This is a genomic window from Arthrobacter arnarulunnguaqae (genome assembly GCF_051262515.1).
Classification (GTDB): Bacteria; Actinomycetota; Actinomycetes; order Actinomycetales; family Micrococcaceae; genus Arthrobacter_N.
This window is the reverse complement of the sequence record NZ_JBIMER010000002.1, coordinates 168,444-186,056: the sequence shown is the minus strand read 5'-3', so window position 1 is coordinate 186,056 and position 17,613 is coordinate 168,444. Positions and strand designations below refer to the sequence as shown.

General features: G+C 69.4%; 17 protein-coding genes. 8 read left to right on the top strand and 9 right to left on the bottom strand.

Features of this window, described 5'->3' with window-relative positions; all coding sequences use genetic code 11:
• The first annotated feature begins 36 nt into the window (after positions 1–36).
• Positions 37–258, top strand: coding sequence for a DUF3107 domain-containing protein (locus ACHAAJ_RS03100; protein WP_435726451.1), 222 nt, complete (start codon positions 37–39; stop codon positions 256–258).
• Positions 259–376: 118 nt separating this feature from the next.
• On the opposite strand, the gene ACHAAJ_RS03095 is transcribed toward ACHAAJ_RS03100, so the two are convergent.
• Positions 377–1,060, bottom strand: coding sequence for a ferritin-like fold-containing protein (locus ACHAAJ_RS03095; protein WP_435726450.1), 684 nt, complete (start codon positions 1,058–1,060; stop codon positions 377–379).
• A gap of 54 nt (positions 1,061–1,114) precedes the next feature.
• Between ACHAAJ_RS03095 and ACHAAJ_RS03090 the strand changes: the two genes are divergently transcribed.
• Positions 1,115–2,602 (top strand): RNB domain-containing ribonuclease, encoded by a 1,488-nt coding sequence (locus ACHAAJ_RS03090; protein WP_435726449.1) that lies wholly within the window; start codon positions 1,115–1,117, stop codon positions 2,600–2,602.
• 53 nt (positions 2,603–2,655) lie between these two features.
• Here the strand turns inward: ACHAAJ_RS03090 and ACHAAJ_RS03085 are convergent, their stop codons facing one another.
• From ACHAAJ_RS03085 to ACHAAJ_RS03075, 3 genes are read right to left on the bottom strand one after another with little or no spacing between them, the layout of a single operon-like run.
• Positions 2,656–3,471: a thiazole synthase gene (locus ACHAAJ_RS03085; protein ID WP_435726448.1), complete on the bottom strand. Its 816-nt coding sequence runs from the start codon at positions 3,469–3,471 to the stop codon at positions 2,656–2,658.
• The gene (gene thiS / locus ACHAAJ_RS03080) at positions 3,464–3,727 is read right to left on the bottom strand and encodes a sulfur carrier protein ThiS (protein WP_435726447.1); all 264 of its coding nucleotides are present in this window, start codon (positions 3,725–3,727) and stop codon (positions 3,464–3,466) included. The genes ACHAAJ_RS03085 and thiS overlap by 8 nt, the downstream gene beginning before the upstream one ends.
• Entirely contained in the window at positions 3,724–4,992 is a 1,269-nt protein-coding gene (locus tag ACHAAJ_RS03075) for an FAD-dependent oxidoreductase (RefSeq protein ID WP_435726446.1), read from the bottom strand. The genes thiS and ACHAAJ_RS03075 overlap by 4 nt, the downstream gene beginning before the upstream one ends.
• A 413-nt stretch (positions 4,993–5,405) precedes the next feature.
• Between ACHAAJ_RS03075 and ACHAAJ_RS03070 the strand changes: the two genes are divergently transcribed.
• Together ACHAAJ_RS03070 and ACHAAJ_RS03065 are read left to right on the top strand one after the other, a co-directional pair.
• Positions 5,406–7,073: a DEAD/DEAH box helicase gene (locus ACHAAJ_RS03070; RefSeq protein ID WP_435726592.1), complete on the top strand. Its 1,668-nt coding sequence runs from the start codon at positions 5,406–5,408 to the stop codon at positions 7,071–7,073.
• Between the two features lie 5 nt (positions 7,074–7,078).
• The gene (locus ACHAAJ_RS03065; protein WP_435726445.1) at positions 7,079–8,005 is read left to right on the top strand and encodes a DNA-methyltransferase; all 927 of its coding nucleotides are present in this window, start codon (positions 7,079–7,081) and stop codon (positions 8,003–8,005) included.
• A gap of 9 nt (positions 8,006–8,014) precedes the next feature.
• On the opposite strand, the gene ACHAAJ_RS03060 is transcribed toward ACHAAJ_RS03065, so the two are convergent.
• The 4 genes from ACHAAJ_RS03060 to ACHAAJ_RS03045 form a co-directional block, all read right to left on the bottom strand.
• Positions 8,015–8,749 carry an AMP-binding protein gene (locus ACHAAJ_RS03060; protein ID WP_435726444.1) on the bottom strand — a complete coding sequence of 245 codons (735 nt, stop codon included), beginning with the start codon at positions 8,747–8,749 and terminating at the stop codon, positions 8,015–8,017.
• A 199-nt stretch (positions 8,750–8,948) separates the two neighbouring features.
• Positions 8,949–9,080 carry a putative transporter small subunit gene (locus tag ACHAAJ_RS03055; RefSeq protein ID WP_435726443.1) on the bottom strand — a complete coding sequence of 44 codons (132 nt, stop codon included), beginning with the start codon at positions 9,078–9,080 and terminating at the stop codon, positions 8,949–8,951.
• Between the two features lie 8 nt (positions 9,081–9,088).
• Positions 9,089–10,765: a sodium:solute symporter family protein gene (locus tag ACHAAJ_RS03050; RefSeq protein ID WP_435726442.1), complete on the bottom strand. Its 1,677-nt coding sequence runs from the start codon at positions 10,763–10,765 to the stop codon at positions 9,089–9,091.
• Between the two features lie 389 nt (positions 10,766–11,154).
• The gene (locus ACHAAJ_RS03045; protein ID WP_435726441.1) at positions 11,155–12,012 is read right to left on the bottom strand and encodes a PHP domain-containing protein; all 858 of its coding nucleotides are present in this window, start codon (positions 12,010–12,012) and stop codon (positions 11,155–11,157) included.
• A 60-nt stretch (positions 12,013–12,072) separates the two neighbouring features.
• On the opposite strand from ACHAAJ_RS03045, the gene ACHAAJ_RS03040 reads away from it, so the two are divergent.
• Positions 12,073–13,629, top strand: coding sequence for an aminopeptidase P family protein (locus ACHAAJ_RS03040; RefSeq protein ID WP_435726440.1), 1,557 nt, complete (start codon positions 12,073–12,075; stop codon positions 13,627–13,629).
• On the opposite strand, the gene ACHAAJ_RS03035 is transcribed toward ACHAAJ_RS03040, so the two are convergent.
• Positions 13,626–14,432: a YflT domain-containing protein gene (locus tag ACHAAJ_RS03035; protein WP_435726439.1), complete on the bottom strand. Its 807-nt coding sequence runs from the start codon at positions 14,430–14,432 to the stop codon at positions 13,626–13,628. The genes ACHAAJ_RS03040 and ACHAAJ_RS03035 overlap by 4 nt on opposite strands.
• A 107-nt stretch (positions 14,433–14,539) precedes the next feature.
• Here ACHAAJ_RS03035 and ACHAAJ_RS03030 point away from each other — a divergent pair, with 107 nt between their 5' ends.
• From ACHAAJ_RS03030 to ACHAAJ_RS03020, 3 genes are read left to right on the top strand one after another with little or no spacing between them, the layout of a single operon-like run.
• A complete protein-coding gene (locus tag ACHAAJ_RS03030; protein WP_435726438.1) occupies positions 14,540–15,823 on the top strand; it encodes a magnesium transporter MgtE N-terminal domain-containing protein in 1,284 nt (427 codons plus the stop codon).
• The gene (locus tag ACHAAJ_RS03025; protein WP_435726437.1) at positions 15,816–16,415 is read left to right on the top strand and encodes a DUF1003 domain-containing protein; all 600 of its coding nucleotides are present in this window, start codon (positions 15,816–15,818) and stop codon (positions 16,413–16,415) included. Before ACHAAJ_RS03030 ends, ACHAAJ_RS03025 begins: the two co-directional genes overlap by 8 nt.
• 4 nt (positions 16,416–16,419) lie before the next feature.
• Complete coding sequence (locus tag ACHAAJ_RS03020) at positions 16,420–17,541, top strand: Mrp/NBP35 family ATP-binding protein (RefSeq protein ID WP_435726436.1); 1,122 nt, start codon at positions 16,420–16,422, stop codon at positions 17,539–17,541.
• Positions 17,542–17,613 lie beyond the last annotated feature (72 nt).

Sequence of the window (17,613 nt, the reverse complement as noted above, 5' to 3'; positions counted from 1 at the left end):
GCTTGAATATCGCCCCGCCAGAGAAGGAGCCGCCACATGGACGTGCGCATCGGAATCCAGAACGTCGCCCGTGAAGTCGTCGTCGAGTCCGCGGACTCGCCGGACAAGGTCTCGGAGCAGGTGACCAAGGCACTTCACGCCGGAAACGAGTTGCAGTTGACCGACGTGAAGGGGCGTGTGGTGATCATTCCCGCCGCTTCCATCGGCTATGTCGAGATCGGCGCCGACGAACCGCGCCGCGTGGGCTTCGCCCACTAGTCACTGTAGGGTGGTCAGCCGAGCCGCTCACCGCCGACAAACGAAAGCTGCCCGAACCAGCGCCCCACACGGGGCGGCCTGTCGGGCATCTTTTGATTAAGGTGTTCGGCGCCGGCGGCTAGGCCGTCAACCCCAGATCGCTCATCCGCCGGGAATGGTTTTCCACGAGCTTGGCGAAAAGCCGAGTGATCCCCGCCTCGCGTTCCTCACCCTCCGAGAGGGACAGCAGGTTCCGCCAGAAGTCGTGTTCGTCTCCTATTCGACGCGCCTGGGTCAGGGCCTCCCCCACGAGCCTCCGTCCCCAGAGGGCCAGTCTCGAAGCCAGCCGCGGGTCCTCCGAAAGCGCACCATGGAGCCTCTCGCGCAACCACTTCGTCTGCGTGTCCGTGGACTGTACCTCCGCCACCAGCACCCTGGCCTCGTCGTCGAGGGACATGGCGATGGCTTGGTAGAAATCTCCGGACACGGAGTCGATGACATACGCCTTCATCAGGGACTCGAACCAGTCCGCGGGCCGCGTACGGTCATGCAGGGCATCAATTGACGCGACGAACGGTTCCATGGACCGCTCAAGATCCTGGCCACGCGATTCGATGTATTCGCGGACCAACTCGTGGTGCCCGAATTCCGCGACGGCAAGCTGCGCGAGCGCGTGTCGATCGGCGAGCGTCGGGGAAAAGCGGGCGTCCGAGGAGAGTCGTTCGAAGGCCGTTAATTCGCGGTAGGCCATGAGCCCATAGAGGGCCGCGTCGAAACGCTCGCGGGTGGCCTCGTCCAGTGCGGTCAGGGGCTTCTCGGTCATGGCCCAACCCTACCTTCCGGGCGCATCTGTGCCGTGTGTGGGTAGGCTGTGGCTGTGGCGTACCAGCAGATGAATCTCAGCACCAGTGCCCGCAACACCGTCCTCGCGGCTGCGATGTCCGCGCTCGAGGATGAACTCGGTTTGCCCGGCGATTTCCCGCCGGAGGTGACCGCGGAGGCGGTGCGCGTCGTCGAGGAATACGCACTGCCCGACGAGGACATGACGCACATCGGCTTCGTCACCATCGACCCGCCGACCTCGACCGACCTCGACCAGGCGGTGCACATCGAACGCGACGGCGACGGGTACACGGTGCGCTACGCCATCGCCGATGTCCCCACCTTCGTCCCCGAAGACGGTGACCTCGACGCCGAGACGCGCCGCCGCGGACAAACCCTCTACCTGCCGCATCGCCGCATCGCCCTCCACCCGGAGGTCATCAGCGAGGACGCCGGGAGCCTGCTACCGGGCCAGCGCCGCGGCGCCTACGTCTGGACCTTTTCGCTCGATGCGGACGGCAACGTGGTGCAGACGTCCTTGGTCAGGGCCGCGGTCGAGAGCCGGGAGAAGCTCGCTTACTCGGAGGTACAGGAATCCATCGACGCCGGAACCGCGAGCCACTCCCTGTCGCTTTTGCGCGAGGTGGGTCTGAAACGCATCGATCTGGAGCACCAGCGCGGCGGGGCGAGCCTGCGTCTGCCGGAACAGGACGTCGAGGTCGACGACGGCGGCTACCGCCTGACCGCTCGGGCGCCGCTTCCCGTTGAGGACTGGAATGCGCAGATTTCCCTGATGACCGGGATGGAAGCCGCCCGGATCATGCTCGACGGCGGTGTCGGCATCCTGCGCACCATGCCGGCACCGGAAACAGGCAGCGAGAAGATCTTCCGGCGCCAGGCGGCCGCCCTTGGATCCGAGTGGGCGGATGGGGTGCACTACGGAGACTTCCTGCGCAGCTTGGACGTCTCGGACCCACGGCAGATGGCCGTGATGCATGCGGCCACTTCCCTGTTCCGCGGCGCGGGATACACGGCCTTCGACGGCGAAGCGCCCGCCGAGACGGATCAGGCGGCCATCGCCGCGCCCTACGCCCACACTACCGCTCCCCTTCGCCGGCTGGTCGATCGGTTCGTCCTGGTTGTCTGCGAACACCTGGTGCGCGGGGCCGACGTTCCGCCCGGGATCCGCGCGACGCTCCCGCTGCTGCCGGATTTGATGAACGCCTCCAACAGGACCGCCGGTCAGGCGGAACGCGAGGCCCTCAACGCGGTCGAGGCCGCCCTGTTGCACGGGCGCATCGGCGAAAGGTTCGACGCCGTGACCGTCACCGGACCGGCACCGCACCAATCGGGCAAGACCCCCGCGAATGGCAAGGCCCCCTCGGGGACGCTTCTGGTGGCGGAACCGGCCATCACCGCCCGATACGAGGGAGACGTCCCCGCCGGCGAGCACGTGGTCGCCGAACTCGTGGAGGCAGACGTCGAAAGCCGATCCGTCGTTTTCCGCATCGTCCCCGGCCTGTCGCAAACGGCCACGGCGTAGCTCCCCACCCGCCAAGTCGAACGGGGAACGGCCTCCCACGGATTCCGGACCAGCTAGCCGAAGTCGCCGCGGCCCTCCAGCGACGACGACGCCTGGGCCAGCCGCCGCTTGGGGATCCGACCCGCCCCGCGTGCCAGCCGCCCGGCCACCACCGCGTGGCGGAACGCCGCGGCCATCCGTGCGGGATCCTGCGCTCGGGTCACCGCGGTGGCCAGCAACACGGCGTCGCAGCCGAGCTCCATGGCCAGCGCGGCGTCAGACGCAGTGCCCACGCCGGCGTCGAGCACCACCGGCACGTTCGCGCGGGAGGCGATGAACTCGATGTTGTGGGGATTCAGGATGCCGAGTCCGGTGCCGATCGGTGCGCCCAGCGGCATGACGGCGGCGCAGCCGACGTCCTCCAAACGCAGGGCGGTGGCCGGGTCGTCGTTGGTGTACGCGAACACCGTGAAGCCGCGCGCCACCAGCCGTTCGGCCGCGTCCAGGAGCTCGACGGCGTCCGGTAGGAGGGTCTCGTCGTCGGCCACGACCTCCAACTTGATCCAGTTCGTATCCAGCGCCTCGCGCGCAAGCTCGGCGGTGAGGATGGCCTCTCCGGCCGTGTGGCATCCGGCGGTGTTCGGGAGCACCCTGATGCCGAGGCGGAGCAGCATCGAATAGATGGATTCCCCGGCGGTGGCCTGGTGCCGGCGCATCGCCACCGTGGTGAGCTCCGTTCCCGATGCGACGAGCGCGTCCTCGAGCACCACCTGGCTCGGCGCGCCTCCCGTGCCGGTGATGAGCCGCGAACCCAGCCCCACGCCGTCGATCGTGAGGGCGTCGGTGTCCGGGGCGGCGGGTGTGGTGACCCCGGTGACCGCGCTATCCACCCTGCACCGCCGAAAGCAGTTCTGCGCGGTCGCCCGCGGCCAGCGGCGTCGATCCCCACATGGACCGCGGCACCACGGTGCCGTTGAGCGCCACCGCGAGGCCCAGCCTTCCGCCGTCCTCTGGATGCCCGTCGGGCAGCAGGGCGCGCCCGGTGTGCCTGGCCACGAGAACGAGGACGTTTTCTGGGGCATCCGTAACCGGCGAACCGTTGACGGTGACGGGTGCGTGTGCGGGTGCGGGTCGGGTGGTAGTCACGAGAACCTCCAAGGGTCGAATGGTGCGGGGTCAAATGGTGCGGGGTCAAAAGCGGCGGGGCGGGTTGGCCCAGGGCCTGACGGCACGACGCCGGAGCCTCCCGGCGGGTCCTCGGCGCGTTGCCCACCCAAGAGTTCCGCGACGACGGCCGCCGCCTGCGGACTCAGGAGAACGCCGTGGCGGTGGAAGCCGGTGGCGACCACCAGTCCGGGAGCGGCCCGGCCCAGCAGCGGCAGGTTGTCCGGCGTCCCGGGGCGCGCGCGGGCAATGGATTCCACGAGGTCGAACTCCCCGAGGACCGGAACCAACCGGAGCGCGTCGCGGAGGAGTCGCTGGACTCCCCCGGCGCTGACCGCCGCCCGGCCGTCCTCCCGCTCGGTGGCGCCGACGACCACCTCGCCGGAGTCGCGGGGGACGACGTACACGCCGTGGCCTCCCACCAGCCCGCGGATCGTCGTGCCGGCCAATCGGGGACCGCCGCGGGGCGTGCCCAGCCGCAGCACGTCGCCGTACACGGGGCGCACCGGCAGGCGCAGCGTCGTCGGCAGGCCCTCCAGCAACGGTCCGGCCCACGTTCCGTTCGCTTCCGCGCCCGGGGCCGCTCCGCGCCCCGCGCCGCGCAGGCCCAGTCCGCCGGCCAGGACGATTTCGTCGCAGGCGAGCCGACCGCCGTCGTACTCCACGGCCGGATTGGCTCCGGCCACGCAGCGCAGCGCCGTGCCGGACAGAAACCGCGCGCCCGGTGATCGCGCCAGCGCCTCGCGCAGGGCAGCCGCCGTGCGCCGGGGATCCGTCTGGCCGTCCGACTGCGCCACAAACGCGCCAGCGAGCCGCGGGGAAAGCATGGGTTCGGCCGTGCGGGCACCGCGCACGGTGAGTTCCTCGACGTCCATCCCGGCCGCCGACTGTGCCCGCCGAAGGTCCGCCAGCGTCTCGCGGTCGGCGGAATCCGCCGCCACGGCGATTGTCCCGCGGGCCGCGAAGCCGGGCTCCACCCCGGAGGCGTCGGACAACTCGGCCGCCCATCCCGGCCAACGCCGCGCCGCGGGTACGGACAGGTTCAGGAGATCGAGCTCCTGGTAATGGAATTCGCTAACGGCCGCCAGCATCCCGGCGGCGGCGCGGGTGGCGCCCGACGCCGGCGCGGGGTCGAGGACGACCACCTCGGCGCCGCGGCGGGTCAACTCCCAGGCGATCGACAATCCGATGATTCCCGCACCGACAACTACGCAGCGCATCGCGACGTTCCCTCCCTCCGCCGGCATGATCCGGATCAGGTTAAGCGGTCGGCACCGGTGCCGGAGTGTGCCCGGCAGTGCCCTCTCAGCCCGTTGGCGGGCTCCCGTGGTTCCCCACCAGTCTAGGCGCGGCGGGGCCGGCTACCGTCACTGCCCCGGGGTTTTGCCGCGGCGCGCTAGACTGGGTCGCGTAGACAAGGATGCCCGGTCGTACCCATACGCATTTTCTTGGCAGCGATTCCCAGCGAACCTGCACCCCGGCGCGAACACCGCGCTTGCAAGCCCGCGATCGGCTCCGCTGGATGCGCCGCTTTCGCGGTGGACTCCGTCCCGCCCACAACGGCGGTGCACGTCGAGCACGCCCGTGGCCGGTGCCTTAAAGAACTGAGAACCAATTGAGCAATGAACAGCATTTGACGGCCGACGGCGGCGCCGAGGAGATGGAGGTCGAGGAAGTACTCGCGACCGACGAGGTCCCCCACGAGATCCCCGAGCAGACGTTCGCCGACTTCGGAGTCCGCCAGGACATCGTGGACTCGCTCGCCGCCGCTGGGATCCTGCATCCCTTCCCCATCCAGTCCATGACCCTGCCGATCGCCCTCGGCGGCCACGACATCATCGGCCAGGCCAAGACGGGCACCGGCAAGACGTTCGGCTTCGGCATCCCCGCGCTGCAGCGCGTGGTGGGTCCGGACGACGCCGGCTACGACCAGCTCCCGGTTCCGGGCGCCCCGCAGGCACTCATCGTCGCCCCGACGCGCGAACTCGCCGTGCAGGTCGCCGCGGACATCGCCAAGGCATCCACGCAGCGCAACGCGCGCATCGCAACGATCTACGGCGGCCGCGCGTACGAGCCGCAGATCGAGCAGCTGCAGTCCGGCGTCGAGATCGTCGTCGGCACCCCGGGGCGCCTGATCGACCTGTTCAAGCAGAAGCACCTGAACCTGAAGAACGTGCGCATCGTGGTGCTGGACGAGGCCGACGAGATGTTGGACCTCGGGTTCCTGCCCGACGTCGAGACCCTGCTGGGCGCGACGCCGTCGGTCCGTCAGACAATGCTCTTCTCCGCCACGATGCCCGGCCCGGTCGTCGCCATGGCCCGCCGCTACATGAGCCACCCCACGCACATCCGCGCCGCGGATCCCGAGGACGACGGCATCACCAAGAAGGACATCCGCCAGGTCATCTACCGGGCTCACCAGTTGGACAAGGACGAGGTCGTCTCCCGCATCCTGCAGTCCGAGGGCCGCGGACGCACGATCATCTTCACCAAGACCAAGCGGTCGGCCGCCAAGCTCAGCGAGGAACTGATGGACCGCGGCTTCGCCGCCGGTTCCATCCACGGAGACCTCGGGCAGGGCGCGCGCGAGCAGGCCCTGCGCGCGTTCCGCAACAACAAGGTCGACGTACTCGTCGCCACCGACGTGGCCGCCCGCGGCATCGACGTCGACGACGTCACCCACGTCATCAACCTGCAGTGCCCCGAGGACGAGAAGACCTACCTCCACCGCGTGGGCCGCACCGGCCGCGCGGGAAACAAGGGGACCGCCGTCACGTTCGTGGACTGGGAGGACGTCCCGCGCTGGGGTCTGATCAACAAGGCGCTCGGCCTCGACCAGCCCGAGCCGGTGGAGACCTACTCGTCCTCGCCGCACCTGTACGAGGATCTGCACATTCCCGCCGGGACCAAGGGCCGCCTGCCGCGCAACAAGCGCGTGCTCGAGGGACTGTCCGGCGAGAAGCTCGAGGATCTCGGGGAGACCGGCAAGAAGCCGGCGGTCCGGGGCGACCGCGACGCCCGGGGAGGACGCGGGGACCGCGACTCACGCGGGGACCGCGGTGGACGTGGTCGCGAGGGCCGCGGAGACCGCGCCGAGCGCGGATCCGGTGGCCGCCACGGACACAGCCACGGCCGCGCGGACCGCCCGAACAAGGAGGCGACCGGCGAAGGCCGCGGCCGCCGCGCCGAAGACGCGGATGCGGTCCGAGCCACCGGCCCCGCCGTCGAAGTCAACGCCGCGTCCGATGCCGTCGAGCCGACGCGCCGGCGTCGTTCGCGCACGCGCCGCCGCAACGGCGAGGCCGTGGACCGCACCGAGTCCGAATAGCGGGAATGGATCCCCACCGCGTCGACACCGAAGGCCCCGACCACACGGTCGGGGCTTTCGCCCGCGAGCCCGGCGCGACCGTCTGGACGCCCGACGGCCCCGACCTCGTGGTGCATGCCGAGAACGCCGACTACCTGCCCACCCTGCCCGACGGCGCGTTCACGCTCATCTATGTGGACCCGCCGTTCAACACCGGCCGCAAGCAGAGCCGGCAGCAGACGAAGATGGTGCGGGCCGAGCCGGGCACCGGCGACAGGCTCGGGTTCAAGGGTGCCAGCTACTCCACCGTGCGCGGGGCACTGAGCAGCTACGACGACGCGTTCGCGGACTACTGGTCGTTCCTGGAGCCGCGGCTGCGCGAGGCCTGGAGGCTGCTGGCCGACGACGGCACCCTGTACGTGCACCTGGACTACCGCGAGGTGCACTACGCCAAGGTCATGCTCGACGCGATCTTCGGTCGGGACTCGTTCCTGAACGAGATCGTCTGGGCCTACGACTACGGCGCGCGGGCGAAGAGCCGCTGGCCCGCCAAGCACGACAACATCCTCGTCTACGTCAAGGACCCGGCAGCCTACCACTTCGACTCCGCCGAGGTGGACCGGGAGCCCTACATGGCCCCCGGGCTGGTGACCCCCGAAAAAGTAGCCCGCGGGAAACTGCCCACGGACGTCTGGTGGCACACGATCGTCTCCCCCACCGGCAAGGAAAAGACCGGCTATCCGACGCAGAAGCCCGAGGGCATCCTGCGCCGGATCGTCGCAGCCAGCAGCCGCCCCGGCGACTGGGTCCTGGACTTCTTCGCCGGGTCCGGCACCACCGGCGCCGTTGCCTCGGCGCTGGGCCGGCGCTTCGTGTGCGTCGACGCCAACGCCGAGGCGATCGAGGTCATGCGGAAACGGATTCCACGCGCGGCCGTCGTCGGCGCCGAATAGTCCGCCGCTCTACCGCATCCGCGCGCAGCACGTGCTTTTGGACCTTGCCCGTTGACGTCCGCGGCAACGCGTCCGACAAGTGCACTTCCTCCGGGACCCCGCCGCTGATGACGATGTCCTTGGCCCGGTCGCGAACCTGTAGGTAGCCGTCGGGGTGCATGACCCCAGGTCGCCGGTGTGGAACCAGCCGCCGGCGAAAGCGCGCGCCGTCGCCTCCGGGTCCTTGAAATACCCGATCATGACGTTGTTTCCGCGCAGGACGATCTCCCCCATGGTGCGTCCGTCCGCCGGTACGTCGCGCATCTCCCCGTCGACAACGCGCGCGCTTTCGGCCTGGATCATGCCGCCGCCCTGCCGGGACAGCCTGGCGGCCCGCTCGGCCGGGGCCGGTGCGTCCCAATCGTCCTGCCGCTCGCAGACCTCGGCGTGCCCCAGGATGTACTCCAACTCGCGGCCGGAGAGGCGCGTGTTCAGCGCCAGGAGCACGCCGCCATCCAGCGGCACCGCGTAGTGTGCCACCAGGAGTTCAGGAATGTTCGGGGCAAGATAGGCAACCGTGTCCCCCGTGTCGATCCGCGCGGCCAACGCCTTCGCGGTGCGCTGGACCTCCTCGGCGAACCTCCGGTAGGTCCACGTCAGGCTTCCGTGAATGACCGCGGGCTTGTCCGGGTAGACCTCCGCCGAACGCTGGAGGAAGGGCAAGGGGGTCAGCTCGCTGTGGTTGGCGGCCTGCTCGATGTTCATGGTTCTCCATCCTCGACGGCGTCCCTGGGAGGCAATGTGTCCCTGCGCACCCTACGGTACGTAGTACCAAGCAAATGAGACGGAGTTTCATCGAGGCCTGGGGGCGAAATGTCGCTTGCCGGGCCCGGACGGACGCGGCTGCCGGGCGATGCCGGGACGGACGCGGTGTCACCCGGCCCGCCCGGCAACCGCCTGCGCGCTAGATCAGGTTTCGACCGTCGCGGCGGGCCTGGGCCCATTCCCGGAAGAAGGCCCGGGCAATCACGAACAGCGTGCCCGCCACGACGACCGGCCAGATAAGGACGTACAGGGTCAAGAAAAACGTTTCCATGGGTCTCCCTACTTGGTGGGTGCCGGCGCGCCGACGGTGGCGGCTTCCGGGGTGTCGAAGTTGCCGACCGTGTCCTTGATCGAGTCGAAGTCGAACTCGCGCTTGGACCGGACCGACATGAAGTAGCAGACCAGCGTGGAGACGGCGTACGCCACCAGTGAGCCGCTCAGCACGGCGTACTCGTGCAGCGTGCCGAACGCGAACGGAGCCGCGACGGCGGCCGACGCCGCTCCCGCGATCCGGGCGATCCGGGTGCCGAAGAACCCGAAGGCCATCAGCCCGATCACCACGCCGATGCCCACGATGGACAGGACGTCGACCGCGTAGCCGACGACGCCGTCCATCGTGATCCAGCCGAACCGAACCGGCAGGAACACGACCATCGCGGCGAGGACGCCCACGGTGAAGGCCGCGTTCGTGACCTTGTTCCAGTAGAAACTGGCCAGCACCGGGAAGACGAGGCAGCCCCAGAGCGCGCCGACGAAGACCAGCAGGTCCAGGATGTTCATCTGCCCACTGGCGAAGTACAACGCGGTGCCGGTCGCGAGGACCATGGTGAGGCGGCCCACCATCAGCATCGTCTTCGGGTTGGCGTTGGCCTTGCCCTTGGCCTGTCCGTAGAGGTCTGCCATCGCGATCGAAGACAGCGCCGCCAGGTCGGAGTCCGCCGTGGAGGACAGCGCGCCGATGATCATGACGAAGAACAGGCACAGCAGGACGGGGCCGAGGTAGGTGGCCGCCATCTGCGGGATCAGGTTGTTCGTGTCGCCGTTGAGCGGTTCGACGCCCAGGTACAGCGCCATGACGCCGAGCATCCCGACGCCGATGATGGTCGCTCCGTAGCCGATGGTCGCGGTGACGAACGTGGGCTTGATCAGGTCCTCGCGGACGGAGAAAAGCCGCTGCGCGATGGTCTGGTTGCCGATCGCGTAGGCCAGCACGGCCGCGATATACGGCGCGCCCTGGTTCATGAAGGCCTCGGAGGAGAAGAAGTTGCCCTGCTGCGGTGTGAGGTTGGCCGCACCGGCCTCGAACATCGCGGAACCGCCGGCGGCGAAGAACACCACGGGGATGATGATGACCACCGCGCCGAGCATCGCCATAACCTGGGCGAAATCGGTGAGCACGGACGCTCGGAAACCGGACCAGAGCGTGTAGAGAAGCACCCCGGCCGCGATGGCGAGAATGCCCTGCTGGAAGCTGAACGGCGACAGCAGCGCGACCAGCGCGCCGCCCGCGATGAGGTTGGAGGTCAGACTGATGACGGAGCCGAGGATGTTGGAGCCGGCCAGCATCAGCTGGCTGGAACGGCCGTGGCGCGCGTACATGACCTCGGCAAGCGTGTGCGCCTTCGGCGCCACCTGGCGGATCCGCTTGCCGAACGGGTAGATGAACAGGATCATCAACGCGCCCCAGAGCCCGTAGTGGACCGGGCCGGAAATGCCGTACGTGTATCCCGAGGTCGCCGACGCGTACATCGATGCGGCCCAGATCCAGGTTGCGGTCATGCTGGCCGCGGAGATGCCGAAGCCGATCTTGTTTCCCGCGGTCATGTAGCCGTCGGCGTTTTCCTTCTTCTTGCCAATCACCACGCTCATCACGAACGTGCCTCCGTAGAACACCACCAGCAGGGCGATGATGATCCAGCCGGACATCAGCGCTGGGCTGTTGCCATCCGGTGACATAATTCTCCTCTCAAGTGGGGGAAGCCACCGGCAACACTCCCCCGTGCGAGCGCGCCGGCCTGTCAGGGCTCGACTACCTGGCCGCCGTGAGGGCGAACCGCATCCGGTGTGGGACGCATTAAAGGCGCGCTTTCCACCCGGCACGTACACCGGACCAATCGGGCCGCGCACAGCGCGGCAAGCACGTGGAACCCGCGGTCCGCGGGCCTAGTCCACGTCTAGGGCAGAGGCTGTCTTGCAACCTGCAGTGGAAGCCGATGTTGGCCTGGATCCACTCGGAACCGGGCTCTACGAGTAGTTGCTCAGGGCAACACCGAACGCTTGATACTAACAGGAATCGGGGGGGCGCTCCCCTGAGGGCCCCCTGGTGAGGCGTCGCAGGCCACCCGCTAAAGGCCGGAGACGCCAATCGGCATCGAGCCCGTGCCGGCCTCGAGGATCCTCGCAAGCATCTGTGGCGTCGTGCCGTTTTCCCCCAGCCTGTTGGGCTTTCCGGTGCCGTGGTAGTCACTGGATCCCGTGACGATCAGGTCGTGTCGCGCGGCCAGCGAACGCAGGAACGCCCTCCCATCCTCGGGGTTGTCCCGGTGGTCGATCTCCACGCCCATCAGCCCCGCGGCGATCAGGTCGTCGAAGACGGACTCGTCGACCACGCGGCCGCGCGCCGAGGCGACCGGGTGGGCGAACACCGGTACTCCACCGGCGTCGCGGACCAGCCGCACGGCCGTGACCGGATCCACCGCGTAGTGCCCCACGTAGTAACGCGAATGGGAGGTCAACACGGTGGCGAAGGCCTCGGAACGATCCGCCGCGACGCCGGCCGCGACGAGCGCATCGGCGATGTGCGGGCGCCCGATCGTGGCTCCGGGCGCCCGATGGCGGTTGACCAGGTCCCAGTCCACCGGGAAGTCCTCCGACAACAGCGCGACCATGCGACGGGCGCGGTGCAGGCGGGCGTCGCGAGCCTTGTCGATCTCCTCCGCGAGACCCGCGTGTTCCGGATCGTGCAGGTAGCTGAGCAGGTGGACGCTCACGCCCTCGCGGGTCTTGCACGAGACCTCCATGCCCGGAACCAGACCCATCCCGAGGCGGGCGGCCTCCTCGGCCGCCTCGGCCCAGCCGCTGGTCTGGTCGTGGTCGGTCAGCGCCACCACATCGACGCCGGCGGCGGCCGCCGCCGCCATGACGCCGGCCGGCGGTTCCGTGCCGTCCGAGACATTCGAATGCGTGTGGAGGTCGATCAGCATGGCCCAAGCCTAGCCGGGCGCCTTGGTGGATGAGACGGGCTTTGAGACGATGGAGGGGTGATGACCGAATCTAACGACGCCCCCGGCAGCAACCAGCCCCTCGGCGAACGCGTGAACAACCGTTCCCAGCGACCGAGTTCAGACGCCTTCAAGGAGTTCATGGCCTCCCAGTGGGCGCCGGACACGGCAGTGAAGCCGGGGCCCGACGTCGTCGCCCCCTACGCCGCGCGCCGGCGCCGCGCGCTGTCCGCCCGCTTCCCGGGCGAGCGTCTGGTCCTGCCGGCCGGGCCGCTGAAGGTCCGCTCGAACGACACGGACTACCGCTTCCGCCCGCACTCCGGCTTCGCGCACCTCACGGGGCTCGGAATCGACCACGAGCCGGAGGCCGTGCTGGTCATGGAGCCCACGGACGACGGCGCCGGGGACGACGGCGGCAACCACACCGCCACGCTGTACTTCCGTCCGCCCGCCGGCCGCGACACCGAGGAGTTCTACTCCAACGCGCGCTCGGGCGAATTCTGGATCGGTTCCCGCCCCACCCTCGGGGACCTCGCAGCGCGACTGGCCATCCCGACCGCCGACCTCGGCGAATTGGAGGTCGCGGTGACCAAGGACGCCGGCGCCGTGGAGTTCGGTGGCATGCGCATCCGTTTGGTGCGCGACGTCGACCTGAACTGCGATGCCCTCGTGGATACCTCGCGCATCAACACCGGCGTGGACCTGGAGGTCTCCGACCGCCTCGACGGCGAACTGTCCGAGGCCCTGTCCGAGCTGCGGCTCGTCAAGGACGAATGGGAAATCGCGCAGATGCGCATCGCGGTGGAGGCCACCGTCAACGGCTTCCACGAGGTGGTCAAGGAGCTGCCCCGCGCCATCACCCACGCCCGCGGCGAACGAGTCGTCGAGGGCGCGTTCTTCGCCCGGGCGCGCGAGGAGGGCAACGACCTGGGGTACGACACGATTGCCGCGGCGGGCAACAACGCCACGATCCTGCATTGGATCCGCAACAACGGGCGGGTCGACACCGGGGATCTGCTCCTGCTCGACGCCGGCGTCGAGGCGGACTCGCTGTACACGGCCGACATCACCCGCACGCTGCCGGTCAACGGCAAGTACTCCGAGATCCAACGCAAGATCTACCAGGCCGTGCTCGATGCCGCCGATGCCGCGTTCGCGGTCGCCCGTCCCGGTGTCAGGTTCCGCGACGTGCACACCGCGGCCATCGAGGTGCTCGCGGAACGGCTGTCGCAGTGGGGCCTGCTGCCGGTGCCGCTGGCGGAGGCGCTGTCCGACGAGGGCCAGCACCATCGGCGGTGGATGCCGCACGGGACCAGCCACCACTTGGGACTCGACGTCCACGACTGCGCGCAGGCCAAGCGGGAGCTGTACCTGAACGGAATCCTCGAGGAGGGCATGGTCTTCACGATCGAGCCCGGGCTCTATTTCAAGAACGAGGACCTGGCCGTTCCGGAGGAATACCGCGGGATCGGCGTGCGCCTCGAGGACGACGTCCTGGTCACCGCCGACGGCGTCGAGAACCTCAGCGCGGCCCTGCCGCGCACCCCCGACGACGTCGAATCCTGGATGGCGGGCATCGTCGCCGGAGGGCCCCGCTAGCGGTTTTCGTCGGGGCGCTCGGGGCGTTCCGGAGAGTCCGGCCGAGGGGCTTCCGCCTCCGGGGTCTCCGGCTGCGGGGATTCAGACTGCCGCGTTTCCGCCGGGTCGACGCGGACGCCGTACTGCGGCCGCCCGTCGGGCAGGTCCCCCGTTCCCGGACGCTGTGTGCCGGTCGCGCCCTGCGCCCCGGCGGAAGCCGGGGTCCCGGCGGCTCCGTCCTGCGGCCGGTGCGCCGCGGGCTCGGCGGGACGGGACGGCTTGGCCGAGCCGTTGCCCTGGCCCCAGGCGGAGGCCGGTCGTTGGGCCTCGCCCGCGCTCATCGGCAGTTTGGCGGCCAGTTGCCGGGCCGCGGCCGAGTGTTCGAAGCCGACAACGACGTCGTAATAGCCCGCCATGACCTGGCTGGAGGACGCGAAGTCGCGCTTTCCCTTGCGGAACGAGTAGCCGACGACGCCGACGATCATCCAAATTGCCATGCCGAGTCCGACGGAGGAGACGATCTGGGCCATCCCGCCGGACGGCGTGAAGATGCTCAACAGCAGCCCGACGAAAATGCCGAACATGGCGCCCTGCGCCGCGCCGGCGAGGGCCACCTTGGGGTAGCTCAGCTTCGCCGTCACGCGCTCCACGGACTTCAGGTCGTTCCCGATGATGCTCACGTTGGCCACGGGAAAGTCGTTGTCCGCGAGGTAGTCCACCACCTTTTGGGCGTCGAGGTAGGACTGGTAGCGCCCGAGGACCTCGCCGCGCGGAAGGCCCAGCAGGGTCGGATCGGACTGTTTCGAGCCAAAGGGAAAAGACATGCCTTCATTCTGCCCCGCTCGCGCATCCGCCGGGACGGTTATCGCTGCGGGTGAACCGGAGGGCGGGCCTCGACGTCCGGCCGACGCCCAGGCAGTAGCCTAAGGAGGTGAGCAGCTCCCTGAACAAGGTCTTTATTGCCCGCCTGCTCGGCCTCGACGTCTTCGACCCCTTGGGCGACCGCCTGGGCCGGCTGCGGGATGTCGTCGTGCTCGACCACGGACCGTCGAAACCCGCGCAGTGCGTCGGCCTCGTCGTCGAGGTGCCCGGAAAGAAGCGCGTCTTCGTCCCGATGACGCGGGTGCACGCCATCGAATCCAGCCAGATCATCTGCTCCGGACTGGTCAACCTCCGCCGCTTCCAGCAACGCGGCGCGGAGCGCCTGGCCGCCGCCGAGCTGTTCGACCGCAAGGTGACGTTCAAGGACGGCTCGAGCAACGGCGTCGTCGAGGACATCGGCCTGGAGCTCCAGCGGCACGGGGACTGGATCATTTCCGACTACTACGTCCGGCGCGGCGAGGCCGGCGGCTTCCGCGCCCTGCGCCGCCTGGCCCGCGGGGAGCGGCTGCTCGTCCCGCGCAGCGAGGTCGTGCACGGCGACCTGGAGGAACCGCAGGCCGCCGCCCAGTTCGTCGCCGCGCACGAGGAGCTCAAGCCCGCGGACTTCGCCGAGGCGCTCCACGAGATGAACGACAAGCGCCGCGTCGAGGTCGCCACCGAATTGCAGGACGACAGGCTCGCCGACGTGCTGCAGGAACTCCCCGACGACGAGCAGGTCCAGATCCTCTCCTCGCTGGACATGGAGCGGGCCGCGGACGTCCTGGAGGAGATGGATCCCGACGACGCCGCCGATCTCCTCGCCGAACTGTCCGAGGAACAACAGGAGGCGCTCCTGGGCCTGATGAAACCCGAGGAGGCGAAGGACGTACGCCGCCTGCTCGAGTACGAGGAGAACACGGCCGGGTCGATGATGACCACGGTGCCCATCATCCTGCCCCCGGAAGCCACCGTCGCCGAGGCCCTCGCCTACGTCCGGCGGGAGGAGCTCAGCCCCGCGCTGGCGTCGTCCGTCTTCGTCTGCAGGCCCCCCTCCGAGACTCCGACCGGCCGCTACCTCGGCGTCGTGCACGTCCAGGCCCTGCTGCGCTGCCCGCCGCCGGAGCCGCTGGGCAACATCCTGGACACCGATCTGGAACCGGTGCACGACTTCGCCGGCATCAGCGAAGTGGCCCGCATGCTGGCGGCCTACAACCTCACGTCGCTACCCGTCGTCAACACCGCCGGCCGCCTGGTCGGGGCCGTGACCGTGGACGACGTCCTCGACCATCTGCTGCCGGACGACTGGCGAACGCACGACGACAAGGAACCGAAGGGGGAAAGCGCCCATGGCTGAGAAGAACAATCCGACCACCGGCCTCGACACGCCGCTTCCGGCGAGGGACCGGTTCTGGCCGCGCCTGTCGCCCAACCCGGACGCGTTCGGCAGCGCCACCGAGGGTTTCGCCCGCTTCATGGGGACGCCGACCTTCCTGCTCTACATGTCGGTCTTCTGCGTCTTCTGGCTCGCCTGGAACACGTGGGGGCCGTCGACCCTGCGGTTCGACGACGCGGCCATTGGTTTCACGGCGCTGACGCTCATGCTCTCGCTGCAGGCCTCCTACGCGGCGCCGCTGTTGCTACTGGCCCAGAACCGCCAGGACGACCGCGACAAGGTCTCCGTGACCGAGGACCGCCAGCGCGCCGAGCGGAACCTGCACGACACCGAATACCTCACGCGCGAACTCGCCGCGCTGCGCATCGCCCTGCGCGACGTCGCCACCCGCGACTACGTCCGCAGCGAGCTGCGCTCCGCGCTCGAGGACCTGCTGGAATCCAACGACGGCGAGGAGATCCGCCTGCGCGGCAAGTCGCCCAAGAAGAAGAAGGAGCGGGTCTCCGACGCCACGACCCAGCTTCCCCGCATCGACCCGAAGCGGGGTGGTTGAGCCCGTGGGAGAGAACACCGCGAGGACCGACGCCGTCCTGGCCGCCCTGTCCGGGGTCCAGGACCCGGAACTGCGCCGCCCCATCACGGAGCTCGGGATGGTCGACTCCGTCGAGGTCGACGACGACGGTGCCGCCCGCGTGCGCGTCCTGCTCACCATCGCCGCCTGTCCGCTGCGGAACACCATCGTCGACGACGTCACGGCCGCGGCCTCGGGGGTCGACGGCGTCGGCTCGGTCGCCGTCCACGTCGGCGTGATGACGCCCGGGCAGCGGGCCGAGCTCAAGGAGGGGCTCAAGGTCCGTGCGGTTCCCTTCAGCTCTCCCGGCTCGCTGACGCGCGTCATCGCCGTCGCCAGCGGCAAGGGCGGAGTCGGCAAGTCCAGCCTCACGGTCAACCTGGCGTGCGCCATGGCCGCGGACGGTCTGCGCGTGGGCATCATCGACGCCGACGTGCACGGCTTCTCCGTCCCCTCGCTCATGGGCATCACGCAGCCGCCGACGCGGGTGGACGAGCTGATCCTTCCTCCGGTCGCGCACGGCGTGAAGGTCATCTCCATCGGCATGTTCGTGGAGGGCAACCAGCCGGTGGTGTGGCGCGGTCCGATGCTGCACCGAGCGCTCGAGCAGTTCCTGACCGACGTGCACTTCGGCGACCTCGACGTGCTGCTGCTGGATCTTCCGCCGGGCACGGGTGACATCGCCATCTCCGTCGCGCAGCTGCTCCCGGGATCCGGGCTGCTGGTGGTCACCACGCCGCAGTCCGCCGCCGCCGAGGTGGCCGAACGCGCCGGGGCCGTGGCGAAGCAGACCGGCCAAGAGGTTCTCGGCGTCGTGGAGAACATGTCCTGGCTGGAACTGCCGGACGGCAGCCGCATGGAGCCCTTCGGCTCCGGGGGCGGCGAGTTGCTGGCCCGCCGCCTGTCGCAAACGCTGGACGCGGACGTGCCGCTCCTCGGAGGAGTCCCGCTGGATCCCCGACTGCGCGAGGGCGGGGACTCGGGCGTCCCGCTGGTGCTGTCCACCCCGGATGCGGCCGCGTCGCGCGAGATCGCGAGGATCGCCGGAACGCTGGCGCGCAAACCCCGGGGACTCGCCGGCAAGCCGCTCGGCGTCAGCCTCGCCTAGGCGCCGCCGGCGCCAGGACGTCCTTGGGGCGGAGACCTTCTGATCGTCTGGATCGGCGTTGTAGTGTGATGG

Excerpts from the sequence above, each read along its gene's own strand:
- ACHAAJ_RS03100 (WP_435726451.1), top strand. The coding sequence starts at position 37 with ATGGACGTGCGCATCGGAATCCAGAACGTCGCCCGTGAAGTCGTCGTC.
- ACHAAJ_RS03095 (WP_435726450.1), bottom strand. The coding sequence starts at position 1,060 with ATGACCGAGAAGCCCCTGACCGCACTGGACGAGGCCACCCGCGAGCGT.
- ACHAAJ_RS03075 (WP_435726446.1), bottom strand. The coding sequence starts at position 4,992 with ATGCCGGCGGAGGGAGGGAACGTCGCGATGCGCTGCGTAGTTGTCGGT.
- ACHAAJ_RS03070 (WP_435726592.1), top strand. The coding sequence starts at position 5,406 with ATGGAGGTCGAGGAAGTACTCGCGACCGACGAGGTCCCCCACGAGATC.
- ACHAAJ_RS03065 (WP_435726445.1), top strand. The coding sequence starts at position 7,079 with ATGGATCCCCACCGCGTCGACACCGAAGGCCCCGACCACACGGTCGGG.
- ACHAAJ_RS03060 (WP_435726444.1), bottom strand. The coding sequence starts at position 8,749 with ATGAACATCGAGCAGGCCGCCAACCACAGCGAGCTGACCCCCTTGCCC.
- ACHAAJ_RS03055 (WP_435726443.1), bottom strand. The coding sequence starts at position 9,080 with ATGGAAACGTTTTTCTTGACCCTGTACGTCCTTATCTGGCCGGTCGTC.
- ACHAAJ_RS03050 (WP_435726442.1), bottom strand. The coding sequence starts at position 10,765 with ATGTCACCGGATGGCAACAGCCCAGCGCTGATGTCCGGCTGGATCATC.
- ACHAAJ_RS03045 (WP_435726441.1), bottom strand. The coding sequence starts at position 12,012 with ATGCTGATCGACCTCCACACGCATTCGAATGTCTCGGACGGCACGGAA.
- ACHAAJ_RS03040 (WP_435726440.1), top strand. The coding sequence starts at position 12,073 with ATGACCGAATCTAACGACGCCCCCGGCAGCAACCAGCCCCTCGGCGAA.
- ACHAAJ_RS03035 (WP_435726439.1), bottom strand. The coding sequence starts at position 14,432 with ATGTCTTTTCCCTTTGGCTCGAAACAGTCCGATCCGACCCTGCTGGGC.
- ACHAAJ_RS03025 (WP_435726437.1), top strand. The coding sequence starts at position 15,816 with ATGGCTGAGAAGAACAATCCGACCACCGGCCTCGACACGCCGCTTCCG.